Annotated in this window: 25 protein-coding genes; 15 read left to right on the top strand and 10 right to left on the bottom strand. The window is 66.2% G+C overall.

Annotated features, from left to right (window positions below):
* The first annotated feature begins 27 nt into the window (after positions 1 to 27).
* Genes AB5I39_RS08125 through AB5I39_RS08180 form a run of 12 tightly spaced genes read left to right on the top strand, consistent with a single transcriptional unit; the run spans position 28 to position 9,025 of the window.
* On the top strand, positions 28 to 1,242 hold the full coding sequence (locus AB5I39_RS08125) for a flagellar hook-length control protein FliK (protein ID WP_404373498.1): 1,215 nt from the start codon (positions 28 to 30) through the stop codon (positions 1,240 to 1,242).
* A 17-nt stretch (positions 1,243 to 1,259) separates the two neighbouring features.
* A complete protein-coding gene (locus tag AB5I39_RS08130; protein WP_404373500.1) occupies positions 1,260 to 1,859 on the top strand; it encodes a flagellar basal body-associated FliL family protein in 600 nt (199 codons plus the stop codon).
* Between the two features lie 3 nt (positions 1,860 to 1,862).
* Positions 1,863 to 2,846 (top strand): flagellar motor switch protein FliM, encoded by a 984-nt coding sequence (locus tag AB5I39_RS08135; protein ID WP_404373503.1) that lies wholly within the window; start codon positions 1,863 to 1,865, stop codon positions 2,844 to 2,846.
* The gene (gene fliN / locus AB5I39_RS08140) at positions 2,843 to 3,133 is read left to right on the top strand and encodes a flagellar motor switch protein FliN (RefSeq protein ID WP_176497606.1); all 291 of its coding nucleotides are present in this window, start codon (positions 2,843 to 2,845) and stop codon (positions 3,131 to 3,133) included. The genes AB5I39_RS08135 and fliN overlap by 4 nt, the downstream gene beginning before the upstream one ends.
* Positions 3,134 to 3,138: 5 nt before the next feature.
* Entirely contained in the window at positions 3,139 to 3,396 is a 258-nt protein-coding gene (locus AB5I39_RS08145) for a flagellar biosynthetic protein FliO (RefSeq protein WP_404373507.1), read from the top strand.
* Entirely contained in the window at positions 3,393 to 4,247 is an 855-nt protein-coding gene (fliP, locus tag AB5I39_RS08150) for a flagellar type III secretion system pore protein FliP (protein ID WP_404373510.1), read from the top strand. Before AB5I39_RS08145 ends, fliP begins: the two co-directional genes overlap by 4 nt.
* Positions 4,248 to 4,251: 4 nt before the next feature.
* Complete coding sequence (gene fliQ / locus AB5I39_RS08155) at positions 4,252 to 4,521, top strand: flagellar biosynthesis protein FliQ (protein WP_353203213.1); 270 nt, start codon at positions 4,252 to 4,254, stop codon at positions 4,519 to 4,521.
* 1 nt (position 4,522) lies between these two features.
* Positions 4,523 to 5,314, top strand: a complete 792-nt coding sequence (gene fliR / locus AB5I39_RS08160; RefSeq protein ID WP_404373512.1) for a flagellar biosynthetic protein FliR — start codon at positions 4,523 to 4,525, stop codon at positions 5,312 to 5,314.
* Complete coding sequence (gene flhB, locus AB5I39_RS08165) at positions 5,314 to 6,441, top strand: flagellar type III secretion system protein FlhB (RefSeq protein WP_404373514.1); 1,128 nt, start codon at positions 5,314 to 5,316, stop codon at positions 6,439 to 6,441. Before fliR ends, flhB begins: the two co-directional genes overlap by 1 nt.
* A 55-nt stretch (positions 6,442 to 6,496) precedes the next feature.
* Positions 6,497 to 7,984, top strand: a complete 1,488-nt coding sequence (gene fliD / locus AB5I39_RS08170; RefSeq protein WP_404373518.1) for a flagellar filament capping protein FliD — start codon at positions 6,497 to 6,499, stop codon at positions 7,982 to 7,984.
* Positions 7,981 to 8,385, top strand: coding sequence for a flagellar protein FliS (locus AB5I39_RS08175; protein WP_404373521.1), 405 nt, complete (start codon positions 7,981 to 7,983; stop codon positions 8,383 to 8,385). Before fliD ends, AB5I39_RS08175 begins: the two co-directional genes overlap by 4 nt.
* A 55-nt stretch (positions 8,386 to 8,440) precedes the next feature.
* Entirely contained in the window at positions 8,441 to 9,025 is a 585-nt protein-coding gene (locus AB5I39_RS08180) for a response regulator (protein WP_404373523.1), read from the top strand.
* A gap of 3 nt (positions 9,026 to 9,028) precedes the next feature.
* Here AB5I39_RS08180 and AB5I39_RS08185 read toward each other — a convergent pair whose 3' ends face one another.
* From AB5I39_RS08185 to argH, 5 genes are read right to left on the bottom strand one after another with little or no spacing between them, the layout of a single operon-like run.
* Positions 9,029 to 9,979 carry a zinc transporter ZntB gene (locus tag AB5I39_RS08185; protein WP_404373525.1) on the bottom strand — a complete coding sequence of 317 codons (951 nt, stop codon included), beginning with the start codon at positions 9,977 to 9,979 and terminating at the stop codon, positions 9,029 to 9,031.
* Complete coding sequence (locus tag AB5I39_RS08190) at positions 9,976 to 10,710, bottom strand: bifunctional precorrin-2 dehydrogenase/sirohydrochlorin ferrochelatase (RefSeq protein WP_404374072.1); 735 nt, start codon at positions 10,708 to 10,710, stop codon at positions 9,976 to 9,978. Before AB5I39_RS08190 ends, AB5I39_RS08185 begins: the two co-directional genes overlap by 4 nt.
* 44 nt (positions 10,711 to 10,754) lie before the next feature.
* Positions 10,755 to 12,017, bottom strand: coding sequence for a diaminopimelate decarboxylase (lysA, locus tag AB5I39_RS08195; protein ID WP_404373528.1), 1,263 nt, complete (start codon positions 12,015 to 12,017; stop codon positions 10,755 to 10,757).
* A gap of 33 nt (positions 12,018 to 12,050) precedes the next feature.
* A complete protein-coding gene (locus AB5I39_RS08200; RefSeq protein WP_404373530.1) occupies positions 12,051 to 12,290 on the bottom strand; it encodes a hypothetical protein in 240 nt (79 codons plus the stop codon).
* Positions 12,290 to 13,657, bottom strand: coding sequence for an argininosuccinate lyase (gene argH / locus AB5I39_RS08205; protein ID WP_404373532.1), 1,368 nt, complete (start codon positions 13,655 to 13,657; stop codon positions 12,290 to 12,292). Before argH ends, AB5I39_RS08200 begins: the two co-directional genes overlap by 1 nt.
* Before the next feature lie 19 nt (positions 13,658 to 13,676).
* Between argH and AB5I39_RS08210 the strand changes: the two genes are divergently transcribed.
* The 3 genes from AB5I39_RS08210 to AB5I39_RS08220 are packed head-to-tail and all read left to right on the top strand — an operon-like array spanning position 13,677 to position 16,158.
* Entirely contained in the window at positions 13,677 to 14,240 is a 564-nt protein-coding gene (locus AB5I39_RS08210) for a TlpA family protein disulfide reductase (RefSeq protein ID WP_404374074.1), read from the top strand.
* On the top strand, positions 14,237 to 15,142 hold the full coding sequence (locus AB5I39_RS08215; RefSeq protein ID WP_404373535.1) for a RimK family alpha-L-glutamate ligase: 906 nt from the start codon (positions 14,237 to 14,239) through the stop codon (positions 15,140 to 15,142). The genes AB5I39_RS08210 and AB5I39_RS08215 overlap by 4 nt, the downstream gene beginning before the upstream one ends.
* Positions 15,142 to 16,158, top strand: coding sequence for an LLM class flavin-dependent oxidoreductase (locus tag AB5I39_RS08220; protein WP_404373538.1), 1,017 nt, complete (start codon positions 15,142 to 15,144; stop codon positions 16,156 to 16,158). The genes AB5I39_RS08215 and AB5I39_RS08220 overlap by 1 nt, the downstream gene beginning before the upstream one ends.
* A 7-nt stretch (positions 16,159 to 16,165) precedes the next feature.
* Here AB5I39_RS08220 and AB5I39_RS08225 read toward each other — a convergent pair whose 3' ends face one another.
* The 5 genes from AB5I39_RS08225 to AB5I39_RS08245 form a co-directional block, all read right to left on the bottom strand.
* A complete protein-coding gene (locus AB5I39_RS08225) occupies positions 16,166 to 16,543 on the bottom strand; it encodes a YdbL family protein (RefSeq protein WP_404373540.1) in 378 nt (125 codons plus the stop codon).
* Positions 16,543 to 16,725: a YnbE family lipoprotein gene (locus tag AB5I39_RS08230; protein WP_404373542.1), complete on the bottom strand. Its 183-nt coding sequence runs from the start codon at positions 16,723 to 16,725 to the stop codon at positions 16,543 to 16,545. The genes AB5I39_RS08225 and AB5I39_RS08230 overlap by 1 nt, the downstream gene beginning before the upstream one ends.
* A gap of 47 nt (positions 16,726 to 16,772) precedes the next feature.
* Positions 16,773 to 19,976, bottom strand: a complete 3,204-nt coding sequence (locus AB5I39_RS08235; protein WP_404373545.1) for a YdbH domain-containing protein — start codon at positions 19,974 to 19,976, stop codon at positions 16,773 to 16,775.
* Between the two features lie 64 nt (positions 19,977 to 20,040).
* Positions 20,041 to 20,919, bottom strand: coding sequence for a glutathione-dependent disulfide-bond oxidoreductase (gene yghU / locus AB5I39_RS08240; protein ID WP_404373548.1), 879 nt, complete (start codon positions 20,917 to 20,919; stop codon positions 20,041 to 20,043).
* Positions 20,920 to 20,990: 71 nt separating this feature from the next.
* Positions 20,991 to 21,401, bottom strand: a complete 411-nt coding sequence (locus tag AB5I39_RS08245; RefSeq protein ID WP_404373551.1) for a hypothetical protein — start codon at positions 21,399 to 21,401, stop codon at positions 20,991 to 20,993.
* Between the last annotated feature and the right edge of the window lie 7 nt (positions 21,402 to 21,408).

Raw genomic sequence — 21,408 nt, forward strand, 5'->3', positions numbered from 1 at the left:
ACCGCCTTCGGCCCCGCTGGAGCTTGCATGATCGACCTGTCGTCCGCTTTGCCACCGCTTGCCCCGCCCGCGCCGCCACTTGTAGTGGCGGGCGACGGTGCCGTGGCGTCGGGCGGGAGCTTCGCGCAGACGCTGGGCGCGTTCCTCGATGCCAAAGAGGCCGCGCTCGAGCCGCAAGCAGCGAACCCGCTGATCGCCGAACGGCAAGCCGCTGCCGAACCCGGCAAGGATTTGCCTGTCGTGGCCGATGACGAAGCCGATCCGGCTGACCCCGCCGCGCAAAACCCGTGGCTGGCCGCGCTAACGCCGCCCGTACCGTTTCCTGTCGCCGTCACCGCCTCGCCCCCTGAAGGCGTGACCACCGCGCCCATAGCCGCGCAAAGCGCGCCGCCCGCCACCGCCGCCGCCCCGGAGACGCCGCGCGAAACGCCGACCGTGCAGGAAAGCGCCCCGCCGCAGATGTCCGAGGCTCCCGAAGCGACGCCGACCCGGCCAGCGCTGCCGACCAAGATCCTCGATGCTATCTCGCCGTCGCTCCGGCCTGCGGCGGGAATCGTCGCTCCAAAGCCGATGGTCGATGCTCCGCAACGCACACCCGACGCGTCGGTCTCTGCATCCGCGCCGGTCGCCGCACCTGCGCAAGCGATCACCGTCAGCACGCTGCCACAGCCCGCCGGCCAGGTCTTCGCCTCGGCCCGTGCGATCGCCGGATCGTGGCGCGACCGTGCGCGAGGGGAAGGCCGCGATCCGCTGGACGGTCCGGCAAGCTTCGCGACCGCCGCCCCGATCGACCTGCGCGAACGCGCGGTGGTCCAGGCCGCTGCGCAGACCGCGAATCCGGCGCTCGATCTGACCGCCGATAGCGGCCTGCAACGGATGATCGACCGGATCGAAACGCTGCGCGACGCCGCCGATGCGGGCGACACGCGCGTGCGGCTCATTCCCGATGCGCTGGGCAGCATAGACGTCGCGGTGCGGCAGGAGGGCGAGCGCGTCCATGTCCACTTCACCGCCGAGCAGGACGCGACGCGTGCGCTGATCGCCGAGGCGCAACCGCGTCTTACCGAACTCGCCGCCGCACGCGGGGTGCGGATCGGCGACACCAGCGTCTCGACCGGCACCGGCGGCGGCAATGCCCCGCCCCAGCCACAAGCGCAGCCGCGCGCTGCCCCACCCGGCGCGCCCGCATCGGCCCTCACCGATGCCGCAGCGCTTTCCACCCCAGATCATCGTCTCGCCTGAATTGAAGGAGCACAACCGTGAGTGACAAGACTGCCATTGAGGACACCCCCAAGAAGAAAAAGGGCGCCATGAAGATCGTGCTGATCGCCGTCGGCGGCCTGGCCGTGCTTGGCGGCGGCGTCGGCGGCACGCTGTATGCGGTCAATGCCGGGATGCTCGGCGGGCATAAGGGTGAAGCCGTCGCCGAAGGCCCGCGCCTCGTCCCCAAGGCCGAACAGAAGCGCGCCGGGTCGAGCGAGGGCGAGGGGCACGAATCGAGCGGCGGGCACAAGCCGCCGACCGGCACCGGCGGCGACAAATATGCCTCTAATTATTATGCGATGGAAAAGGAGTTCACCTCCAACCTGCAGGACAGCGTCCACTTCGTTCAGGTCGGCATCGCCATCTCCACGCCGTACGACGACACCGTCATCGAAAACATCAAAACCAACGAAATCGCGGTGCGCTCGTCGATCCTGATGGCGCTCGGCGACACCACCGAGGAGCAGGTTTTTACCAGCAATGGCAAGCAGATGCTGCAGCGCCGGATCGCCAAGGCGATCAACGATACGCTGAAGGAAAAGGAAGGCTTTGGCGGCGTCGGTAACGTTTACTTTACCACTTTCGTTGTTCAGTGAGGCATGGTTAACGAAGACCTTAAGCGCAGCAGCGGACAGTCGGCGGACGAGCGGCGGGAACGCCCGCGTCGCGCGGCCGAACATGCCGCGCTTGGGGCGACCAATCTCAACCCGTTCGGCGATCTGCACACCGTGCAACACCTTTCCGCACGCCTCGCGCGCGGGGTACGCGCCGTGTTCGAGCCGCTGCTGCGCAAGGAAGTGCGCTGCTGGGCCGAGCCGCTGGTCGTGCAGCGCTTGGCCGATTATCGCGCCGAACGCCCCGCCGGGCTGACCGCGTGGCTGCCGCTCGCCATGTCGGGCGGCGGAACACTGGCAACCGGCCAGACGCTCGCGGTGCTCGACGGGCGTTTCGTGCTCGAGTTGCTCGACCTGTTCTTCGGCGGCACCGGCCATGCGCCGCACGACCTGCCGAGCGAATTCACCCCCGCCGCCGAAGCGATGATCGCGCAGCTCGGCACGATGCTCGCCGAACCGATGCGGCAGGCATGGGAACCGCTCGCCAAGATCAGCTTCACGCCCGGCCATGTCGAGGTAAACCCGTCGCTGATCCCCGATTTCGACACGGAAGATGCGGTGGTCGTGACCCGCTTCGGCATCGCCGCGGGGAGCGCCAAGCCGGTGTTCCTCGATCTGCTCTATCCAGTCGCTGCGCTGAAGCCGCACGGTCCGTCGCTTACCGGCAAGGTCCACGGCAAGACCGCCGAGCCCGATCCGGCATGGCGTAACGGCCTCACCCGCGCGGTGATGGACGTGCGTTTCGGCGTGCGCTCGGTGCTGGCCGAACCGGTCGTTCCGCTCAGCCTGTTGCTGGAGCTGAAGGCGGGCGACGTGATTCCGATCAGCGTCGGCGGCGATGTGCCGGTGATGGTCGGCGGCGACCGGCTCGGGGCTGGCACCGTCGGCACGTCGAACGGCCGCGCCGCGATCAAGCTGACCAGCATTTCCTACGAACTGAATTCCGACCTCGGGGGCACTTTCCAATGAACGATATGACGGGCGGATTTCCGGTCGATGCGAGCCTCGCGGCCAATTTCCGGCTGCTGCAGGATGTCGACGTCAAATTGACGGTCGAGATCGGCTCGACCTCGCTCACGCTGCGCGAACTCCTCGCGCTGGGCGAATCGAGCGTGATCGAGCTCGACCGGCAAGCCAATGAATTGCTCGACGTGCTGGTCAACGGCACGCTGATCGGGCGCGGCGAAGTGGTGATGGTCGGCGACCGGTTCGGCGTCCGCATGACCGAGCTGGTTTCCCCTGAAAAGCGGGCCTGACGGCGATGATGTGGTCCTATGTCCTGAAGCTCGTCGTGCTGCTGCCGCTCGTCTGCGGGCTGATGATCGGGTGCCTCTATGCCTGGCGGAAGCTGGAATCGCGGATGCCGGGGCAACCCGCCAACCGCATGCTCAAGGTCAATGAGACGATGATGATCTCGCCCAGCGTCCGCCTCGCGGTGATCGATTTCGAAGGGCGCAAGCTGCTCGTCTCGGTCAGCCGGACCGGCGTCACGCTGATCGATCGCGGGAACGCCGCGTGAGCGTCAAGATCGTCCGCAAGGGCTCCGGCCCGGCGCTGATCCGCCAGCCGGAAAAGCGCGTGTCGCACTGGGGTAAGTTGTTCCTCCTGCTGTGCGGCATCGTCTTCGCACTGATCGTGGCGCATCCAGCCTTCGCGCAAGCGCTGCCGACCCCCGCCCCGACTCCGGGCGTCGGCGATGCGGCGGACAAGGCCCTTAAGGAACTCGGCGGCGGCGATGCGCCGATGGCCTTGTCGCTGCAGATCCTCATCGTCATGGGGCTGCTGACGATCCTGCCTGGCATCCTGCTGATGATGACCAGCTTCACGCGGATCATCATCGTGCTGGCGATCGTGCGGCAGGCGATGGGGCTGCAACAGACCCCGCCCAACCAGGTGCTGATCGGCCTGTCGCTGTTCCTGTCCTTCTTCGTGATGGCGCCGACGATCAACAAGATCAACGCGACCGCGATCCAGCCTTATGCCGAAAGCAAGATCGGCGCGACCGACATGATCAAGGCGGGTGCGATCCCACTCCACGATTTCATGGCGAAGCAGACCCGCAAGAAGGACATCACGATGTTCGCGGGGATTGCCAAGAGCGGCCCGTATCAAAAGGCCGACGACATCCCCTTCTCGGTGCTGCTCCCCGCCTTCGTGACGAGCGAACTTAAGACCGCGTTCCAGATCGGCTTTCTGGTGTTCCTGCCCTTCATCGTGATCGATCTGGTCGTGGCGACGGTGCTGATGTCGCTCGGCATGATGATGCTGTCGCCGACGATCATCTCGATGCCGTTCAAGCTGCTGCTGTTCGTGCTGGTCGACGGCTGGGCGCTGACGATGGGCAGCCTCGCCAATTCGTTCGTGAGTTAGTGGGGTGGACGCCGATTATTTCCTGACCATCGCCAATCAGACGATGTGGGTGCTGGCGCTCGCCTCCGCCCCGATCCTGATCCCGGCATTGCTCGCGGGGCTCATCACCGGCATGATCCAGGCGGCGACCTCGATCAACGAACAGACCTTGTCGTTCGTGCCGAAACTGATCGTCGTCGCGGTGTCGCTGCTGATCTTCGGTGGCTTGATCATCGGCTTGATCAGCGATTTCACGCTGAGCATTTTCGAGCGGATCCCGGATCTGGTTCGCTGACATGGGCAGCGGCGGTGGCCCCCTCGGCTTCGGCCTGTCGGTCGAGCCGCAACTCTGGGCGTTGATCTTCGTAATGGTGCGTGTCGGTGCGGCGTTCATTGCCGCGCCGGTGTTCAGCGCGGTGTCGATCCCGCTGACGGTGCGCGTCACGCTGTCGGGCGCGATTGGGGTGCTGGTGCTGGGCGTGCATCCCATCACACCACCCGAACATGTCTTCGCGGTCGCCACCTTCCTTGCCGTCGCAGCCGAGGCTTTGGTCGGCTTCGCGATGGGCTTTATCCTGCAAATCGCCTTTGCCGCACCCATGATCGCGAGCGAAGTGATCGGCACGTCGATGGGAATCGGCTTCGCCTCGGCGATCGATCCGCAGAACGGGCGTTCGACTCCGGCGCTCGGGCAATTCTTCTCGATGATGCTCACGCTGTTGTTCCTCAGCGTCAACGGCCACCTGATCCTGGTCGAGATGATCGTGAAGAGCTATGATGCGCTGCCGCCGGGGGCCGCCTGGCTCAAGCCGCAACAGCTCGAGAATATCGCCTTTTTCGGCGGTTACACCTTTCTCGCAGGGCTGCTGCTCGCGCTGCCGGTCGGGTTCCTGCTGCTGTGCCTCAATCTGATCGTGGGGATGATCTCGCGTTCGGCCCCGTCGCTCAATCTGTTCGCGGTCGGCCTGCCCGCCAGCCTCGCGGTCGGCGTCGTCGCGCTCGCGATGGGCTTCCCGGCGATGGGCGACTATCTGCTCGTCATCATCAATGAGGCGCTCTCCGCCACCCAAAGCCTGGTGCTCGGCTGATGTCGGAGGAGTTCGGCGAAAAGACAGAAGCACCAACAGCCAAGCGCAAACGCGACGCGGCCGAACAGGGTGACATCCTCAAATCGCGGGAATTCGCGACCGCGCTGGTGATCCTGGCGGGCTGCGGCTGGCTCGCACTGATGGGACCGTCATTGGTCGGCGCGTGCAAGGAAGTGATGGCCGCAAGCTTCGCCTTCGATCACCGCGACATCGAGGATTTCTCGCCCTTCCGCCCGCTCGCGCAAAGCGGGTGGAAGCTGGCGCCAGCGCTCGGTTCGCTGCTCGTCGTCACTTTCGTCGCGGCGATCCTCAGCCAGGCGGGGCTCGGCCATCTTACCTTCAACGGCAAATTGCTCGCGCCCAAGGGGTCTCGGATCAATCCGGCATCGGGGCTGAAGCGCATTTTCGGCCCGCAGGGATGGATCGAACTCGGCAAATCGCTGCTCAAGGTCGTGCTGCTCGGAAGTATCGGCTGGTACATGCTGGGCCAGGTCGCCCACAGCACGATCGGCCTCGCCTCGACCAATATCGGGACGGCGGTCGCGTCGCTCGGCGGCACCTTCATGGGCGTGCTGTTCACGATGGCGTTCGGGCTGTTGGTGATCGCCGGGGTCGATGTGCCGCTGCAGATCATCCAGTTGCTGCGCAAGTTGCGCATGTCGAAACAGGCGATCAAGGACGAGAATAAGGAAACCGAAGGCTCGCCCGAGGCAAAGGGCGCGCAGCGTCAGCGTCAGCGCGAAATGGCGACGCGCAACATGCGCAAGGCGGTGAGCGAGGCGCATGTCATCCTCACCAACCCGACCCATTTCGCGGTCGCCTTGCGCTATGATCGTGGCAAGGATCAGGTGCCGGTTGTCGTCGCCAAGGGGCGCGGCGTCATCGCTCTCGCAATTCGCGAACTGGGCGCGGAAAACCGCGTGCCGGTGCTCGAATATCCGTCGCTCGCCCGCGCCGTCTATTACACCAGCCGCGAGGGGCAGGAGGTCCGCGATGACCTGTACGTTGCGCTCGCGACGATCCTCGCCTTCGTCTTCGGCCTCAATGCCGAGGCGGGCGGCACTCCGCCGCCGGTGCTGGTGCCGCCGACCGCGCGCTTCGACGAAAACGGCGTGAAGGAATCCTAAAGATGCGCGGACCTCGGTCGTTCTATCTTCTGAGTTTTGTAACGGGATCACAGTCATGGTGACGACCAGCGCGACGGGGACGACCAATCTCGGCCAGTCGATCCTGACTGCGCAGAATGTCGGATCGGGCGTCGATACCGCGGCGCTGATCTCGTCGCTGGTGCAGGCGCAATTTGCCGCCAAAAACGCGCAACTTGCCAAACAGGACGATGCGCTGACGGCGCAAATTTCCTCGGTCGCCAAGATTCAGAGCGGCATCACCAGCTTTGCCTCAGGCCTGAAGACGCTTGTGAAGAGCGGCAGCCTTGTCACGCAGCCGACCAGTTCGGACAGCAGCGTGCTGACCGCGAGCGCGCTGCCTGGCGCAAAACTGTCGGGCCTGTCCGCCTCGGTCGAGGTGACGCGCCTCGCCACGCCGCAGATCGCGACGACCGCTGCATCCTTTGCCACCCGCACCGCCACGGTCGGTACCGGCACGCTGACGCTGACCTTCGGCACCGGGACGGTCACCGATGGCGCGCTGACCGCTTTTACCGCAGGCTCGGCGAGCGCAATCGAGATCCCGATCGACAGCAGCAATCAGACACTGGACGGCATCGCCAAGGCGATCAACGCCAAGGCCGCAGGCGTCACTGCCAGCGTCGTCACGGATTCGGACGGCACGGCCCGCCTGACGCTGAAAGGTGCCACCGGAAGCGCGCAGGCGTTCACGCTGAGCGGCGATAGCGAAGGTCTCGCGCAGCTGAACGTCGGCGTGGGGGAAAGCGCTACGACGATCGGCAGCGCCGCGCTCAACGCGCAGCTAAAAGTCGACGGCGTGGCGGTCGAACGGGCGAGCAACACGGTCTCCGATCTGATCGACGGCGTGAAGCTCAATCTTGCCAGTGCCGCGGCCGGCAAGATCATCACTCTGGGCAGCAGCACGCCGACCGCAGCGATCACGCAGGCGGTGAATGATTTCGTCGACACCTATAATCAGCTGCAGGCCTTGCTTAAGCCCGAGATTGACTCGACCACCGGACCATTGCGCAACGATTACAACGCCACCAGCCTTGCCCGCGCGCTCCGCGGCCTGTCGCTCACCACGCTGACCACTGGTGCCGCCTCAGGTGCACCGACCAGCCTTTCGGCGATCGGCGTGTCGACCAATCGCGACGGCACGCTCTCGGTCAATTCAACCAAACTCTCGGCAATTATCGCGAGCAATCCCGACGGGGTCGAGGCGCTGTTCGCCGATGGCACCGGCGCGAGCGGCGGGGGGATCGCCGCAGCGCTCGACGCGATCTCGACCGCCGCGGTCGACAAGACGGTTACAGTCAATGGCCGAGTCGAGCGGATCGGCCTGGTCGGCAGTGCCGCGCTTTATACCGCCGCGAAGGACCGCATCGCAGATGCCGAGGCCAAGGTCGCGACTGACACGACGGCCTATCAGGAGCGTCTGACCAAGCAATATGCCGCCTCGGATGCGCGCGTCGCTGCTTATAAAGCGAGCCAGACCGCGCTGACGAACCAGATCGCCCAGTGGAACAAGAGCACCGGGTGAGCGCCGCCTATGCCACGGCGTTCGGCCGCAATCCGGAAGCGACCTATCGCCAGATCGAACTCGGCGGCCGGACGGCCGAAGCCGATGGTCCGGCGTTGGTGCAACTCCTGTACGACGAGGCAATCCGCGCGTTGCGCAGCGCCGCTTGGGCGGCGGAGAACGGCAATTATGCGATGAAGAGCGACAAGGTGACGCGCGCGACCGCGATCCTCTTTGCGCTTGAGGCAGGGCTCGATTTCGAAGCGGGCGGCACCGTCGCGCCGGCGCTTGCCAATCTCTATGCCGGTGCGCGTCAGACGGTGGTCAATGCCAGCGTCGGCAACGATCCGCGCCCGTTCCGCGATGTGGCCGAAACACTCGACGAAATCGGCCAGGCATGGCGCGCCGTTCGGGCCGCGTAACAAGGTTGTCGCGGCGTTAACCAAATCGTGACGCGGCACGGCGTATGCCGTCGGCATGACCGATCTTCTCCCACTCGATTCCACCGCACCGCGTCGCGCGCTCGGCACGACCCTCGTGGTCGACGACAGCCGCACCAATCTCACCGTGCTCGGGCGGCGCCTCGGCCATCTCGGCTATCTTACCGCGCTCAGCGATAATGGCGCAGAGGCGCTCGATCTGATCGCCGCGCGCGGGTTCGATCTGGTATTGCTCGACATGGTAATGCCGCGCCTGACCGGCGTGCAGGTGCTGCGCGAAATTCGCGGTAACCGCGATACGATCGATCTGCCCGTGATCATGCTGACCGGGCGCAGCGATCCTGCGGCGGCGGTCGAGGCGCTGGCCGCCGGGGCGGACGATCATGTCGCCAAGCCGTTCGATTTCGATGTGCTTGCCGCCCGCATCGCGCGCACGCTGGCCCGCGCGCGCCGGATTGCCGAACTGAAGCGCTCCAATGCCAATCTCGACGCCCGTATCGCCGCGCGCGCGGTGGAACTCGGCGAAGCCAAGTCGCAACTCGCCGCCACACGCGCCGATCGCCAGCGCCTCGTCGCTTCAATCCAGGCGCTGAACGACGAGGTCGAACGGCTCAGCCGCTGAGCATCAGCCGAACCAGCGCCGCGCGCTGAAATAGCCCACGATCAAGACTGCCACCGCGATGCAGATCCCGCCGATCGCATCGAATGCCCAAGGCTCCTTGGCAAAGGGCAGCCCCTCGACATTCATGCCGTATAGCCCCGTCAGGAAGGTCAGTGGCAGGAAGATCAGCGCCACGATCGAAATAAGCAGTGAGCGCGAATCGATCTGTTCGGCGCGCAGATCGGTCAGCGCTTCGTGCATCAGCGCGGACCGCTCGCGAATTGCCTCCAGTTCTTCCGCCATCCGCGCGGCCCGGTCGGCTGCGGAGATCAGGTGCAGCCGGTCGTCATCGTGCAGCCAATCGCACGGCAGCGCCGCCAACTTCTCCAGCGCGGCACGCTGCGGTTGCAGGAAGCGGCGATAGCCGATCGCGGCGACGCGCACCTTGGTCACGCCGCGGCGAAGCTCGAACACCTTGTCGGCATCGAGATCGGCCTCGCAATCGTCGAGCCGGTCGCCCAGATCGCCGACCTCGGGATCAAGCTCTTCGGTAATCGCGCTGGCGAATTCGGCGATCAGATCACCCGGATCGCGCACCATGCCGCCCTCGATCAGCTTCACGACATCGTCGATCGCGGTGACCGATCGGCGCGCGACCGAAATCACCCGCCCCGCCGTCGCCCAGATGCGCAACGACGCGAGCGGGTCCGACATCGTCATCGCTTCGTTGGATCGGCCGCGCAGGTTGAGGAACGCGCCGTCGCCCAGCGCATCGCAGCGCGGGCGCGATTCGGTGGTGGTCAGCGCATCGACGACATAATCGGGCGCCTTGGCGGTCTCGGTCAGCCACGCCTGCGCATGTTCGTTGTTGGTGGTGAGATGCACCCAAACCAGGTCGCCCGGCGTATCGAGCGCTTGCGCGATATCGATCCGTTCCGCCGTGCCGTTGGCAACCCGATAGGCAAAGCCGCTCATGCCCACTCCATCCAAACCGTGACGCCCGCGTCGCCATTGTCCGGCGCGGCGTCCGCGACGATCCGTACCGCGTCGGCGCGGGCGCGGTCGAGGATCGCCGCCGGCATGTCGGCGCGGTGGTAGATGCGGTCGGCGAGCGCCAGCGCCCGCCCTTCGCCGAGCGTCAGGTCGTCGGGGTCGCTCGAGCGTAGTCGTATCGTCACGCGGCGCGCGGCAGCGGCGTCGGGCCGCTCCAGCCAGACATTCACCGCCTCGGGTGCGGCGCGCAGCGGATCGAGCGCGCCGCCCTCGGCAAAGGCGGCACCAAGCGCGCGGCGGCGATCGTCGAGCGTCGGAAACGCGAGGCGAATCGCCGCACGCATCGCGCTTAGCCGCTCTGTCAGCGGCCCGAGCGTCGCGGGCAACAGCGTCTCAAGCCGCTGCCGTAGCGCCGCCGCCAGTCCTGCCGACGCGCCGCCTGTCCCGATCGCGACGATCACCGGGCTGCGATCGACGATTGCGGGCAGGGTGAAGTCGCAATGCTTGGGCCGATCGACCGCGTTGACCAGCACGCCGCGCGCCTTCAATCGCGTAATCGCGGCCAGCGCTTCGGCATCTTCCTCGATCGCCACGATCGCCAGCGCGGCGCTCGCTTCCTCGCCAACGATCTCTGCTCCAGCGCGTTCGAGCAGGCGACGCTTCGCCGCGGCGGGTTCGCCCTCACCCAGCAGGATCACCGCGCGTCCCCCCATGCGCACGAACAGCGGCAGGCTGTGTAGCGCGGGCGGAGGCAGGCTCACGCCTTCAGCCACTCCGGAATGCGTTCGGCGGCAAGGATCGTCTCGGGCAGGATGCGGTCGGCCACCACCGCGAAACGGTCGCCATCGACCAGCACCTCGGGCACTAGCGCGCGACTGTTGTAGGTCGAGGCCATCGTCGCGCCATACGCGCCCGCGGTGCGGAAGATCGCCAGATCGCCGCGCTCGACCGCGTCGATCTCGCGCCCCATTGCGAAGGTGTCACCGCTCTCGCACACCGGTCCCGCGATATTGGCGGTCATCCGCGCGCCGGTCGGACGGACTGCCTGGAAATCGTGCCACGCATCGTACAGCGCCGGGCGGGCCAGGTCGTTCATCGCGGCATCGACGATGACATAGGGGTTGGTGACGCCGGGCTTCACCCAGATGACCTTGGTCAGCAGCACCCCGGCATTGCCAGCGATCACGCGGCCGGGTTCGAACATCAGCCGCACGCCCCAGTCGCGGGTTACGCGCGCGACCATCGCGCCCATTTCCGCCGGACTCGGATAGACGTCCCCGGCGCGGTACGGCACGCCGAGACCGCCGCCCAGATCGACACGCTCGACCGGCAGGCCCATCGCGCGAATCTGCGCGACCAGTTCGCCGACGCGATTGTACGCCGTCTCCAGCGGCGCAAGATCGCTCAACTGGCTGCCGATATGGATCGCCACCCCGCGCATCGCGAGGCCGGGGAGTGCCGCCAGTCGTGCGAAGATCGCCGCCGCCTGGTCTACCGCCACGCCGAACTTGTTCTCGCGCTTGCCTGTCGAAATCTTGGCGTGCGTGCCGGCATCGACATCGGGGTTCACGCGCAGCACGGCGTTGGCGACCATGCCCTTCGCGGCGGCGAGGCGCGCGAGCACCACGCCCTCCTCCTCCAACTCGAGGTTGAACTGCCCCAGCCCGGCATCGAGCGCGGCGACGAGTTCCTGCTCGGTCTTGCCGACGCCCGAAAACACCACGTCGGCCGCCGGAATCCCCGCCGCCAGCGCGCGCGCCAGCTCGCCGCCCGACACGACGTCGGCACCATATCCGGCCTTGGCGAGCACGCGCAGCACCGCGAGATTGGGATTGGCCTTGATCGCATAGGCCAAATGCACGTCGCCCGCCGCCGACAGCCCTTCGCGAAAGGCGCGCGCGTGTTTTTCGAAGGTCGCGGTGGAATAGATATAAACCGGCGTGCCGACTTGTTCGGCAATCACCGGCAGCGGCACGCCCTCGCAATGCAGGACGCCGTCGATCAGCGCGAAGTGATCCATGATGTCGGCCTTAAAAACGGAAAAGGGAGAAGATCAATTGGGCGGCGGCAGGCTGAATTCGTCGCTGCGGCGTTCCTGCGAGCGTTTGAGCAGTTCGTCGCTGCGCGCAGGGCGGGCCTGGTCGCTCGGTTTGAGGAGTTGCGCCGGGGTCGGCGTGGCCTTCGCACCATAAGGGGCGACCGGCAGCGATTCGCCCTTCGCCGGTTTCAAATTGGTCGCAGCACCACAGCTGGCGAGCAGCAGCACCGATCCGAACAGGAGCACAGCGCGCATCATCTCTCTCCTTCGCGCGCCGCGGCGATCTCCGCACGCACCCGCACCGGGGCGGTCCCGCCGAAGCTGATGCGGCTGGCGACCGAGGCATCGACCGACAGCACGTCGTACACCCGCGCGTCGATCCGCGCATCGATCGCCTGCAAATCGGCGAGCGGCACCGCATCGAGCGTCACGCCCAGCGTCTCGGCCCGCGCCACTGCGCGGCCGGTAATGTGGTGCGCCTCACGGAACGGCACGCCTGCTTCGCGCACCAGCCAGTCGGCGAGATCGGTCGCGGTGGCAAAGCCGGCCTCGGCGAGGCCGCGCATCCGATCGGTACGGAAGGTCGCGCTTTCGACCATCCCCGTCATCGCGGCGATCGACAGGCCGAGCAGGTCATGCGCCTCGAACACCGGCGGCTTGTCGTCCTGCATGTCCTTCGAATAAGCGAGCGGCAGGCCCTTCATCGTCACCATCAGCGCCGTCATGCATCCGAGGATCCGGCCCGCATGGCCGCGCACCAGCTCGGCGGCATCGGGGTTGCGCTTCTGCGGCATGATCGAGCTGCCGGTCGACCATTGGTCGGAAAGCGCGACGAAGCCGAACGGCTGCGACGCCCACAGCACGAATTCCTCGGCCAGGCGGCTGAGGTGAAGCGAACATTGCGTCGCGCAAGTGAGATATTCGATCGCGAAGTCGCGGTCGGACACGCCGTCGAGCGAATTGCGCGTCGGCCCGTCGAAGCCAAGCGCCGCCGCCGTCATCGCGCGGTCGATCGGAAAGCCCGTGCCCGCAAGCGCCGCCGAGCCGAGCGGGCACAGGTTCATCCGCGCGCGCGCATCGGCGAAACGACTGCGGTCGCGCGCGATCATCTCGTAATAAGCCATCAGATGATGGCCCAGCGTCACCGGCTGTGCGCTTTGCAAATGGGTGAAGCCGGGCATCACACTGTCGGCATGGTCTTCCGCCCGCGTCAGCAGTGCCGCCTGGAAAGCACCAAGCGCCGCATCGACCTCGTCGATCGCATCGCGCACCCACAATTTGAAATCGGTCGCGACCTGATCGTTGCGGGACCGCGCCGTGTGCAGCCGCCCCGCGACCGGGCCGATCGCCTCAGCGAGCCGTGCTTCGGACTGCATATGGATGTCTTCGAGCACCATGTCCTCGGCCACGCCGTGCGCCGCATAATGCGCGGCGACGGTGTCGAGTCCGGCCGAAATGGTCGCGGCATCCTCCGCCGACACGATCCCGGTCGCGCCGAGCATCGCGACATGCGCCTTGGATCCGGCGATATCCTGCCGCCACAGCCGCTTGTCGAACGGGATCGAGGCATTTATCGCACGCATTACCGCGGCCGGCCCTTCGGCGAAGCGGCCACCCCACATCGCATTGGATGCGCCCGTGATGTCTTTCCGTTCGGTAATCGCTCTGGTCCTGCCGCTTGCCCTGCCTATGGGTCTTCTGGCGGGGTGCGATAAGCAAGTCTCGTCGAACGAGCAAGCGGCGGCACCCGCGCCGGTCGCACCCGCCGCACCGAGCGCCGAGGGCAAGATCGATCGCAGCCACAAGGGTGAGGCCGCCCCGACGCTCAGCTTTGAATCGCCAGACGGCAAGCCGACCACGCTCGCCGCCTTCAAGGGTAAGCCCGTGCTGGTCAATTTGTGGGCCACCTGGTGCGGCCCGTGCGTCAAGGAAATGCCGACGCTCGATGCCGCTGCGGCGACGATCCCGGTCGTCGCGATCAGCCAGGACAAGGACCGCCCCACGATCGCGGCGTACTTTGCCAAGCAGAAATTTGCGCGGCTCCAGCCTTACCTCGACAAGGAGCTGGGCTTCAGCATCGCGTACAATGCTAGCCTGCCGATGAGCATCCTGTTCAATTCGTCGGGCAAGGAAGTATGGCGCTCGACCGGCGGGATGGACTGGACCAGCGCGGTCGCCAAGGCGGCGCTGGCCGAGGCAAAGTGACCGATCTCGCGATCCTGTACGAACACCCGGCGTGGTTCGCGCCGCTGTTCGCCGCGCTCGACCGGCGCGGCGTCGATTATGTCGCGCTGACGCCGGACGGGCATTTCGATCCGGCTGATCAGGCACCCCCGGCGCGCGTGGTGTTCAACCGCATCGCGATGTCGAGCTTCCTGCGCTCGGCCGAGCATCCGATCTTCTACGCCGCCGCCCTGCTCGATCACTGGCGCCGCGGCGGCGCGACGATCGTCAACGGGCCCGAAGTACTGGCGATCGATTCGTCCAAGGCGCGCCAACTTTCGCTGATCGCCTCGCTCGGCCTCGCTATCCCGGCGACGCGGGTGGTCCACCGCGCGGAAGATGTCGTGGCGGCCGCCCAGGCAATCGGCTTCCCGCTGGTGGTGAAAGCCAATATCGGCGGATCGGGCGCCGGGATCGTGCGCGCCGATAACCTTCCCGAGCTGCGCTATCTGGTCGAGTCGGGTGAGCTTCCTGTCAGCGTCGATGGCGTGCTGCTGGTGCAGGATTATGTCTCCGCGCGCGGCGGCACCGTGACGCGGATCGAGACGCTCGATCGCAAATTCCTGTATGCGCTCGATATTCAGGGCGGTGGGGCGTTCGACCTGTGCCCGGCCGATGCCTGTGTCGATGAAAGCGCGCCGATCCCGATGGTCGCGACCGATCCTGGCCCCGCCCTGCGCGATGCCGCCGAAGCGATCGCCCGCGCTGTCGATCTCGATGTCGGCGGGATCGAGGTGATGATCGACGATCGCGACGGTGTGGCCCGCTTCTACGACATCAATGCGCTGTCCAATTTCGTCGCCAAGCCGCTCGACGTGCTCGGCTATGACCCGCACGATGCATTGGTCGATTATCTCATCGCCCGGATCGAGGAAGCACGCTGATGCGCTATGGGTTCTGGATGCCGGTGTTCGGCGGCTGGCTGCGCAATGTGCCCGATGAAGGGATGGAGGCCAGCTGGGCCTATGCCAAGCGCCTGACGCAACGCGCCGAGAAGATCGGTTACGATCTCACGTTGATCGCCGAACTCAATCTCAACGATATCAAGGGGATCGAGCAACCCGCGCTCGACGCCTGGTCGACCGCCGCCGCTCTGGCGGCCGTGACCGAGAGCATCGAACTGATGGTCGCGGTTCGCCCCAATTTTCACCACCCCGCGCTGTTCGCCAAGGCGGCGGCTAATATCGATCGGATTGCCAACGGACGCCTCGCGCTCAACGTCGTCTCGTCCTGGTGGGCCGACGAAGCCAGGCAATATGGCCTGCAATTCGATCAGCATGACGATCGCTATGCCAGGACCGAAGAATGGCTACAAGTGGTGGATGGCTTGTGGAGCGAGGAGCGGTTCGACTTCCAGGGTCAGTTCTACAACACCGAGGCGGCGATCTGCTCTCCGAAGCCGGCGCGGAAACCCGTCGTCTATGCCGGCGGCGAAAGCGAAAAGGCCAAGGCGATGATCGCCGCGCGCTGCGACGCGTATGTCATGCACGGCGATCCGGTCGAGGCGGTCGCACCGAAGATCGCCGACATGGCCGCGCGCCGCGAAGCGGTTGGCGGAGCGCCGATGCAATACGGCATGGCCGCTTATGCCATCGTGCGGGATAGCGAGGCCGAGGCGAAGCGCGAACTGGCGCGGATCACGTCAGTGACCGAGCTTCCCGCCGGTTACGCCAATTTCGATCAATGGCTGTCGGGCACACAGCTAGAGCGCGAGATGAAGATCGCGGAATACTCGGTCTCCAACCGGGGCTTGCGCCCGAATCTGGTCGGCACGCCCGAGCAACTGCGCGAACGCATCGCCGAATATGAGGCGGCTGGCCTAGACCTGTTGCTGCTCCAGATGAGCCCGCAGGAAGAGGAAATGGAACGCTTTGCCGCTCAGGTGATCGGCACGGCCTAGCCGCGCGTCACACGCAGCTGGCGATGCGCTCCGGCGGCGCGTTGGTCCGCGTTTTCCAGCTGCCATCGGGTGCCTGATACTTCTCGCCCGGCACCGTCCGCGCGATCAGGTTGCAGCCGCTGGTGATCGCGAACTGCTCGACCGTCGATCCGGCCTGCGCGCTTTGCTGGGTATAAGCGGCCTTGCGCTGGATATTGATGTTGTTGACCATCGCGCGCAGCTCCGCGCTGCCCGCGCCAACCACGCCGAGATAGCCGTCGGGCTTCTCGCCGACCTGCCCCGCCGAACGCGCCGCCTGATAGGCCGGGTCGCGCTGCGCCAGCGCCGCAGTCGATGCGCCGATCAAGGCGAAGGCGGCGAGCGAAATCTTGAACGTGCGTGTCATCAGAAAATCCCTGGTTGAGCTTGAATCAAACTCTTCGCCTGGCCGTCGAGACGGTAGACGACCTCCTGTGAAACCTTGATGTTGAGGTTGATGACGATCGGCTTGTCCGGGGCCGACACGGTGACGCAAGCACTTGTCGTGCCCAGCGTTGCCAATGCGGCCAGCATCGCCATTCTCTTCATCAGGGTCTTGGTCGGTCGATCCGTCGCTTTCGTCAATGCACTTTGCGTCATGGCATCTTTCTGCTTTCGGATGGCTGAATGGATACGGGCGGCGCGATCGGCGGCACCGGCGGTGGCGGAGCGCGCTTATTCTGTTCGTCGAGCAGGGTGGGAAGATTGCGCTCGATCAGTCGTTTCGGGTCGTAAAAGCTCTGCGCGGAATCGATCAATTGGCGAAACGGTGCCTCGATCCGCAGATTGAACACGATCGGCAGCTTCTGCAGCCGATCTAACAGGAAATTGCGCTTTGCCCCCGCCCCTTGCGCGATCCCGGCGAAGCGCACCTCGGTGATGATCTCGCCTGCCAACGGTCCGTTCATCACCACGTCGAGATCGCGATAGCGCAAGGATTTAAGCGCCTGGAACGCGAAATTGCCCCAGAAACCGACATCCTTCTGCGTCACCTCGCCGACATAGGCGATCGTCCCGCCGCCGGGCCGCACCACGAGATGCCCGTTGTCGATCCGTCCGCCCGTGGCATCGAACACCATCGGCAAGGTGCCGTCGAACACGCCGGTCGCATCCAGATTCTTGAAGTCGAACTGCTGCAGGAACTGCGCGGCCTGGACCCCCGCGACACGGAAGGTCATGCGGCGCTCCTGCGCCTCGCCAAAGTCGAGCACCGTCGGCTCCAGCGTCAGCGTACCTCCCGCAAACGGCCAGCGACCCTCCTCCACCGCGATCCGCGTGTTCGGCAGCAGGTGGTAACGGACCACCCCATCGGTGACCGGCACGCCGGGGTTGATCGATTTGATGGTCAGCGTCTGTCCCGGCGCGGTTTCCAATGCGAGCAAATCGGTAAAGCGAATCTCCCCCGCAATCCCGGTCGCCGGGCCGAAGCCGGCCGCGAGATCGGTGCCGGGGGTGCGGAACACGCCGTCGCTGGTCACCCCTTGCGGCGTCCAGCGAATATGGCCCTCGCCATTCACCGACCCGGCGACATCGGCGATCACGCCGTACGTAAGCTCGGTGAGTTGCCGTGGCTGGAAACGTTCGTCGAAGGTAATGCCGGGCACGGTCAGGTCGGCTCGGCCGGTGCCTGCGCCAAGATCGTGCGCGATCGTCACGTCGGCGACCTTCACGGCGTGCGTCGGCTCGAACAGCGTGCCGGTCGCCGCGATGCGATTGTCGATGAGCGACAGCGTCACTGACCGCGCCGCCAGCGGATTGAAGCGCGGGGCTGTGGCTGAGTCGGCCACCGTTAATGCGCCATCGAGCGCGAGCTTGCCCGCCGCGAAGCGCCAGGAGCCATCGGCGCCGGACAGCAACAGCGGGACGTTGCCGATCTGTCCGCTGGCACCGGCAAAGCGGCCCTGCAGCCCGTTACGGCCAAAGCCGCCGCTCAGCGTCCCGACATCGAGCCGGGTGCGCCGCGTCTCGTCTCCGAGCCGAACCGCGATGTCGTTCAGCGCAAAGCGCCCTTCTCCCAGTCGCCATTTCGCGCGCCGCGTGACGAGCTCGACCGGCGCACTGCCCAGCGTCCCGGCGAGTCGCACTGGCCCGACCGTCCCGCCGCCGCGCAGCGCGCCACGCTCGATCCGAACGAGGCCGCCGTCGAGCGGGCACAGCGTCACCGCCGAACGGCGCAGATCGAGCCCAGCGGTTCGCAGGCGATCGAATGCCAACGGCGCGCAGGCGGCATTCACCACCAATCGTGACGCGCCATCCCAGCGCGCATCGATCGGCAAGCTCAGCGCCTCGACGCGTCCGTCGCCTAGTGGCCCTGACAAGGCGGCCCGTGTCGTGATGCGCGTCGCGCCGTCAGGGCTCGCACTGAAATCGACCGGGGACAGCGCCAGGCGCGCAGTTCCCGCGTCGTACGCAGTGACGATCGCGCGTCCGGTCAACGCCGCGCCAGGCGCTGCCTGGGTGAGCTGGGTTCGGGCATCGGGCAGCCCGCCCCCTGCGATTGTCGCCGTGCCACCGATCCACACCGCGCCATCCGGCCAGCGATAGCGGATGCCGCGCCCGCCTGCGATGCTGGCCCGCGCGCCCGATGCGGCCGCGATCGCGAGGCGCGCCACGCTGACCTGACCGCGCGCGCCGTCGATCAGCGCGGACAGGTCGGCGTTCACATCGATCAATCGCGCCGCCGCCTGCGTCGCGGCGACAAGTTTTGCGGCAATCGGCGCTACAGGAGTGCCCGCCCCGACCGTGCGATATTGCCCGAGTCCGACAAGCAGGCGCTGTGGCGGGACGACGCGGCGCGCGCGGGCGGTGCCATCGAAGGCGAAGCCGCCTGCATAGCGATATTTACCGGTCAGGGCGGCGCTCAGCCCGGTGGCTCCCGACGCCGAAAAGGCGCCCGATTGCAGATCGAGCGTTCCCGACACATCCTTTGCCGATCCGACGAAGGCGATCGGTCCGTTCATATCGCGCACCCGGGCCGTTGGCGTTTCCAGCGATGCGACCGCAAGCCGGGCACTGCCTTTCCAATGGTCGAGGGTGGCGCTCAGCGCGACCGAGACCTCGGCGCGTGCGCCTGTTGCGGAGCCGCCGTTGCACTGCGCTTGCGAAAAAGAGAGCGGCCCCGCGAGGCTTGGTCGCGCCTTGACGATCCGGATGCTCAGCGCGGCGGCGGTGGCGTCGAGCCGGCAACCCGCCGCATCGAGCCGCGCAGCGCGTGCCGCGAGCGTACCGGCAAAACCGTCATTCAACCGCCCTGCGCCCTTCACCTGCAGCGCGGCAGGGCCGTACGGCGTTGCCAGCGCGATCCCCGCGTCGCCGATCTCGGCATAAATAGCGGGCAGGGCAAACGGCTTGCCCGAGGGCGCGGGAAGCAAACGATCGATCGCGCCGAATGAGACCTTCCCGTCCGCCAGACGCGCGCGAAGCTGCACCTTGCCGACGCGGATCGCGGTGACGGAAGCGCCTGACACCCACAGGCTGGTATCGACCTCGACCCAATCGGCAAGCAAATCGGGATGTGCCGGATCGCCGATCCGGACATTCGTCAGCCGCTGCGTGTGCAACCCGATCTGCGCGATCTCATAGCGAGCAGTGACACCGCGCGCGCGCAGGGCTTCATCAATGAAGTGCGTCGCCACTGGCTTGCGCAGCAGCACCAGCGCGCCAACAATTGCCACGAGCACCAGCGCCACGGAGCCGAGGATCCAGCGCCAGCGCGCACGGCGCGGCGGTCCGCCCGCTTCCGCTCCTGCCGCCTCGCCGTGCGTCACGCCCACTCCCGTCATTCTGGTCGATGCGACCATGCCCGCATTTGTCGGCATCAACCAGAGACGCGCAAGATCGTTGCGCGGCGCGTGCGTTTAGGTGTCAGGCGTCGGCGGAAGCCGGGGCGAGTTTGTCCTGCGTCTTGGTGTCGAAGTCGCTGGCGTCATGGCGTTCGTGGAGCTGGCTCGCCGGATCGCCCATCACGCGATTGACCATCCGCCCGCGCTGCACCGCCGGGCGTGCGGCGATCTGGTCGGTCCAGCGCTGGACGTTCTTATAGTCCTGCACCTGCAGGAATTCGGCCGCATCATAGACGAGGCCCTTCACCAGCGCGCCGTACCACGGCCAGATCGCCATATCGGCGATGGAATAGTCGCTGCCGCCGACATATTCGCTCTCGGCCAAGCGGCGGTCGAGCACGTCTAGCTGGCGCTTCACCTCCATCGCGAAGCGGTCGATCGCATATTCGATCTTCATCGGGGCATAAGCATAGAAATGGCCAAAGCCGCCGCCGAGCATCGGCCCCGCGCCCATCTGCCAGAACAACCACGACAGCACCTCGGCGCGCTTCGCCGGGTCGGTCGGCACGAACGCGCCGAACTTGTCGGCGAGGTACAGCAGGATCGATCCCGACTCGAACACGCGGACCGGGGTCGGCCCGCTGCGATCGACGAGCGCGGGAATCTTCGAATTCGGGTTCGCCGCGACGAAGCCGCTACCGAACTGGTCGCCCTCCATGATCTTGATCAGCCAGGCGTCATATTCCGCACCCGTATGGCCTGCGGCGAGGAGTTCCTCGAGCATCACCGTGACCTTCACGCCATTGGGCGTCGCCAGCGAATACAGTTGAAGCGGATGCTTGCCGACCGGCAGATCTTTCTCGTGCGTCGCACCTGCGATCGGGCGGTTGATGTTGGCGAAGCGGCCGCCATTGTCCTTGTCCCAGGTCCAGACAGTCGGCGGGGTGTAGGGTTCGGTCATGCAAGCTCTCCGGTGCGGCGTCTGGCGCGGAAATGGCGTTGCGACCAACCGGGCGCAAGGGTGCCGCGGGGTTACCCCAGTAACGGTTCGCCCGGAAAAGGCTTGCGGTGGAGACGCCGCGCCAGCCAACCGGCGATCAGCGGGAGCATGACCGCCGCGACCTGCATCCACAGGGGATGCGGAACGGCAAACTGGTTCACGAGGTTCGACGCGATGAAGGCACCGACGACGATCCAACCGCCCGGCGACCCGTCTGCAATCCGCAGCGCCAGCCAGGCCCCCGCAAAGGGTGCGATCAGCCAGCCGCTGGCGATGAGAAGCTTGGCCGCGATCGGTATCACGCCGACATAGGTCGTAAGTGCGACCGGATCCGCGGCGTCAACCGTATCGATCGGAAACAACGCTCCGCAAAGCCAATCAGTCGATGAAACCAGGAAAAACGCCACCGCAATGCCGACGACCACGGCAAAAAATGCTTTCATATTCCCC

Source organism: Sphingomonas sp. MMS24-J45, assembly GCF_044881195.1.
In the GTDB taxonomy this organism is placed as follows: domain Bacteria; phylum Pseudomonadota; class Alphaproteobacteria; order Sphingomonadales; family Sphingomonadaceae; genus Sphingomonas.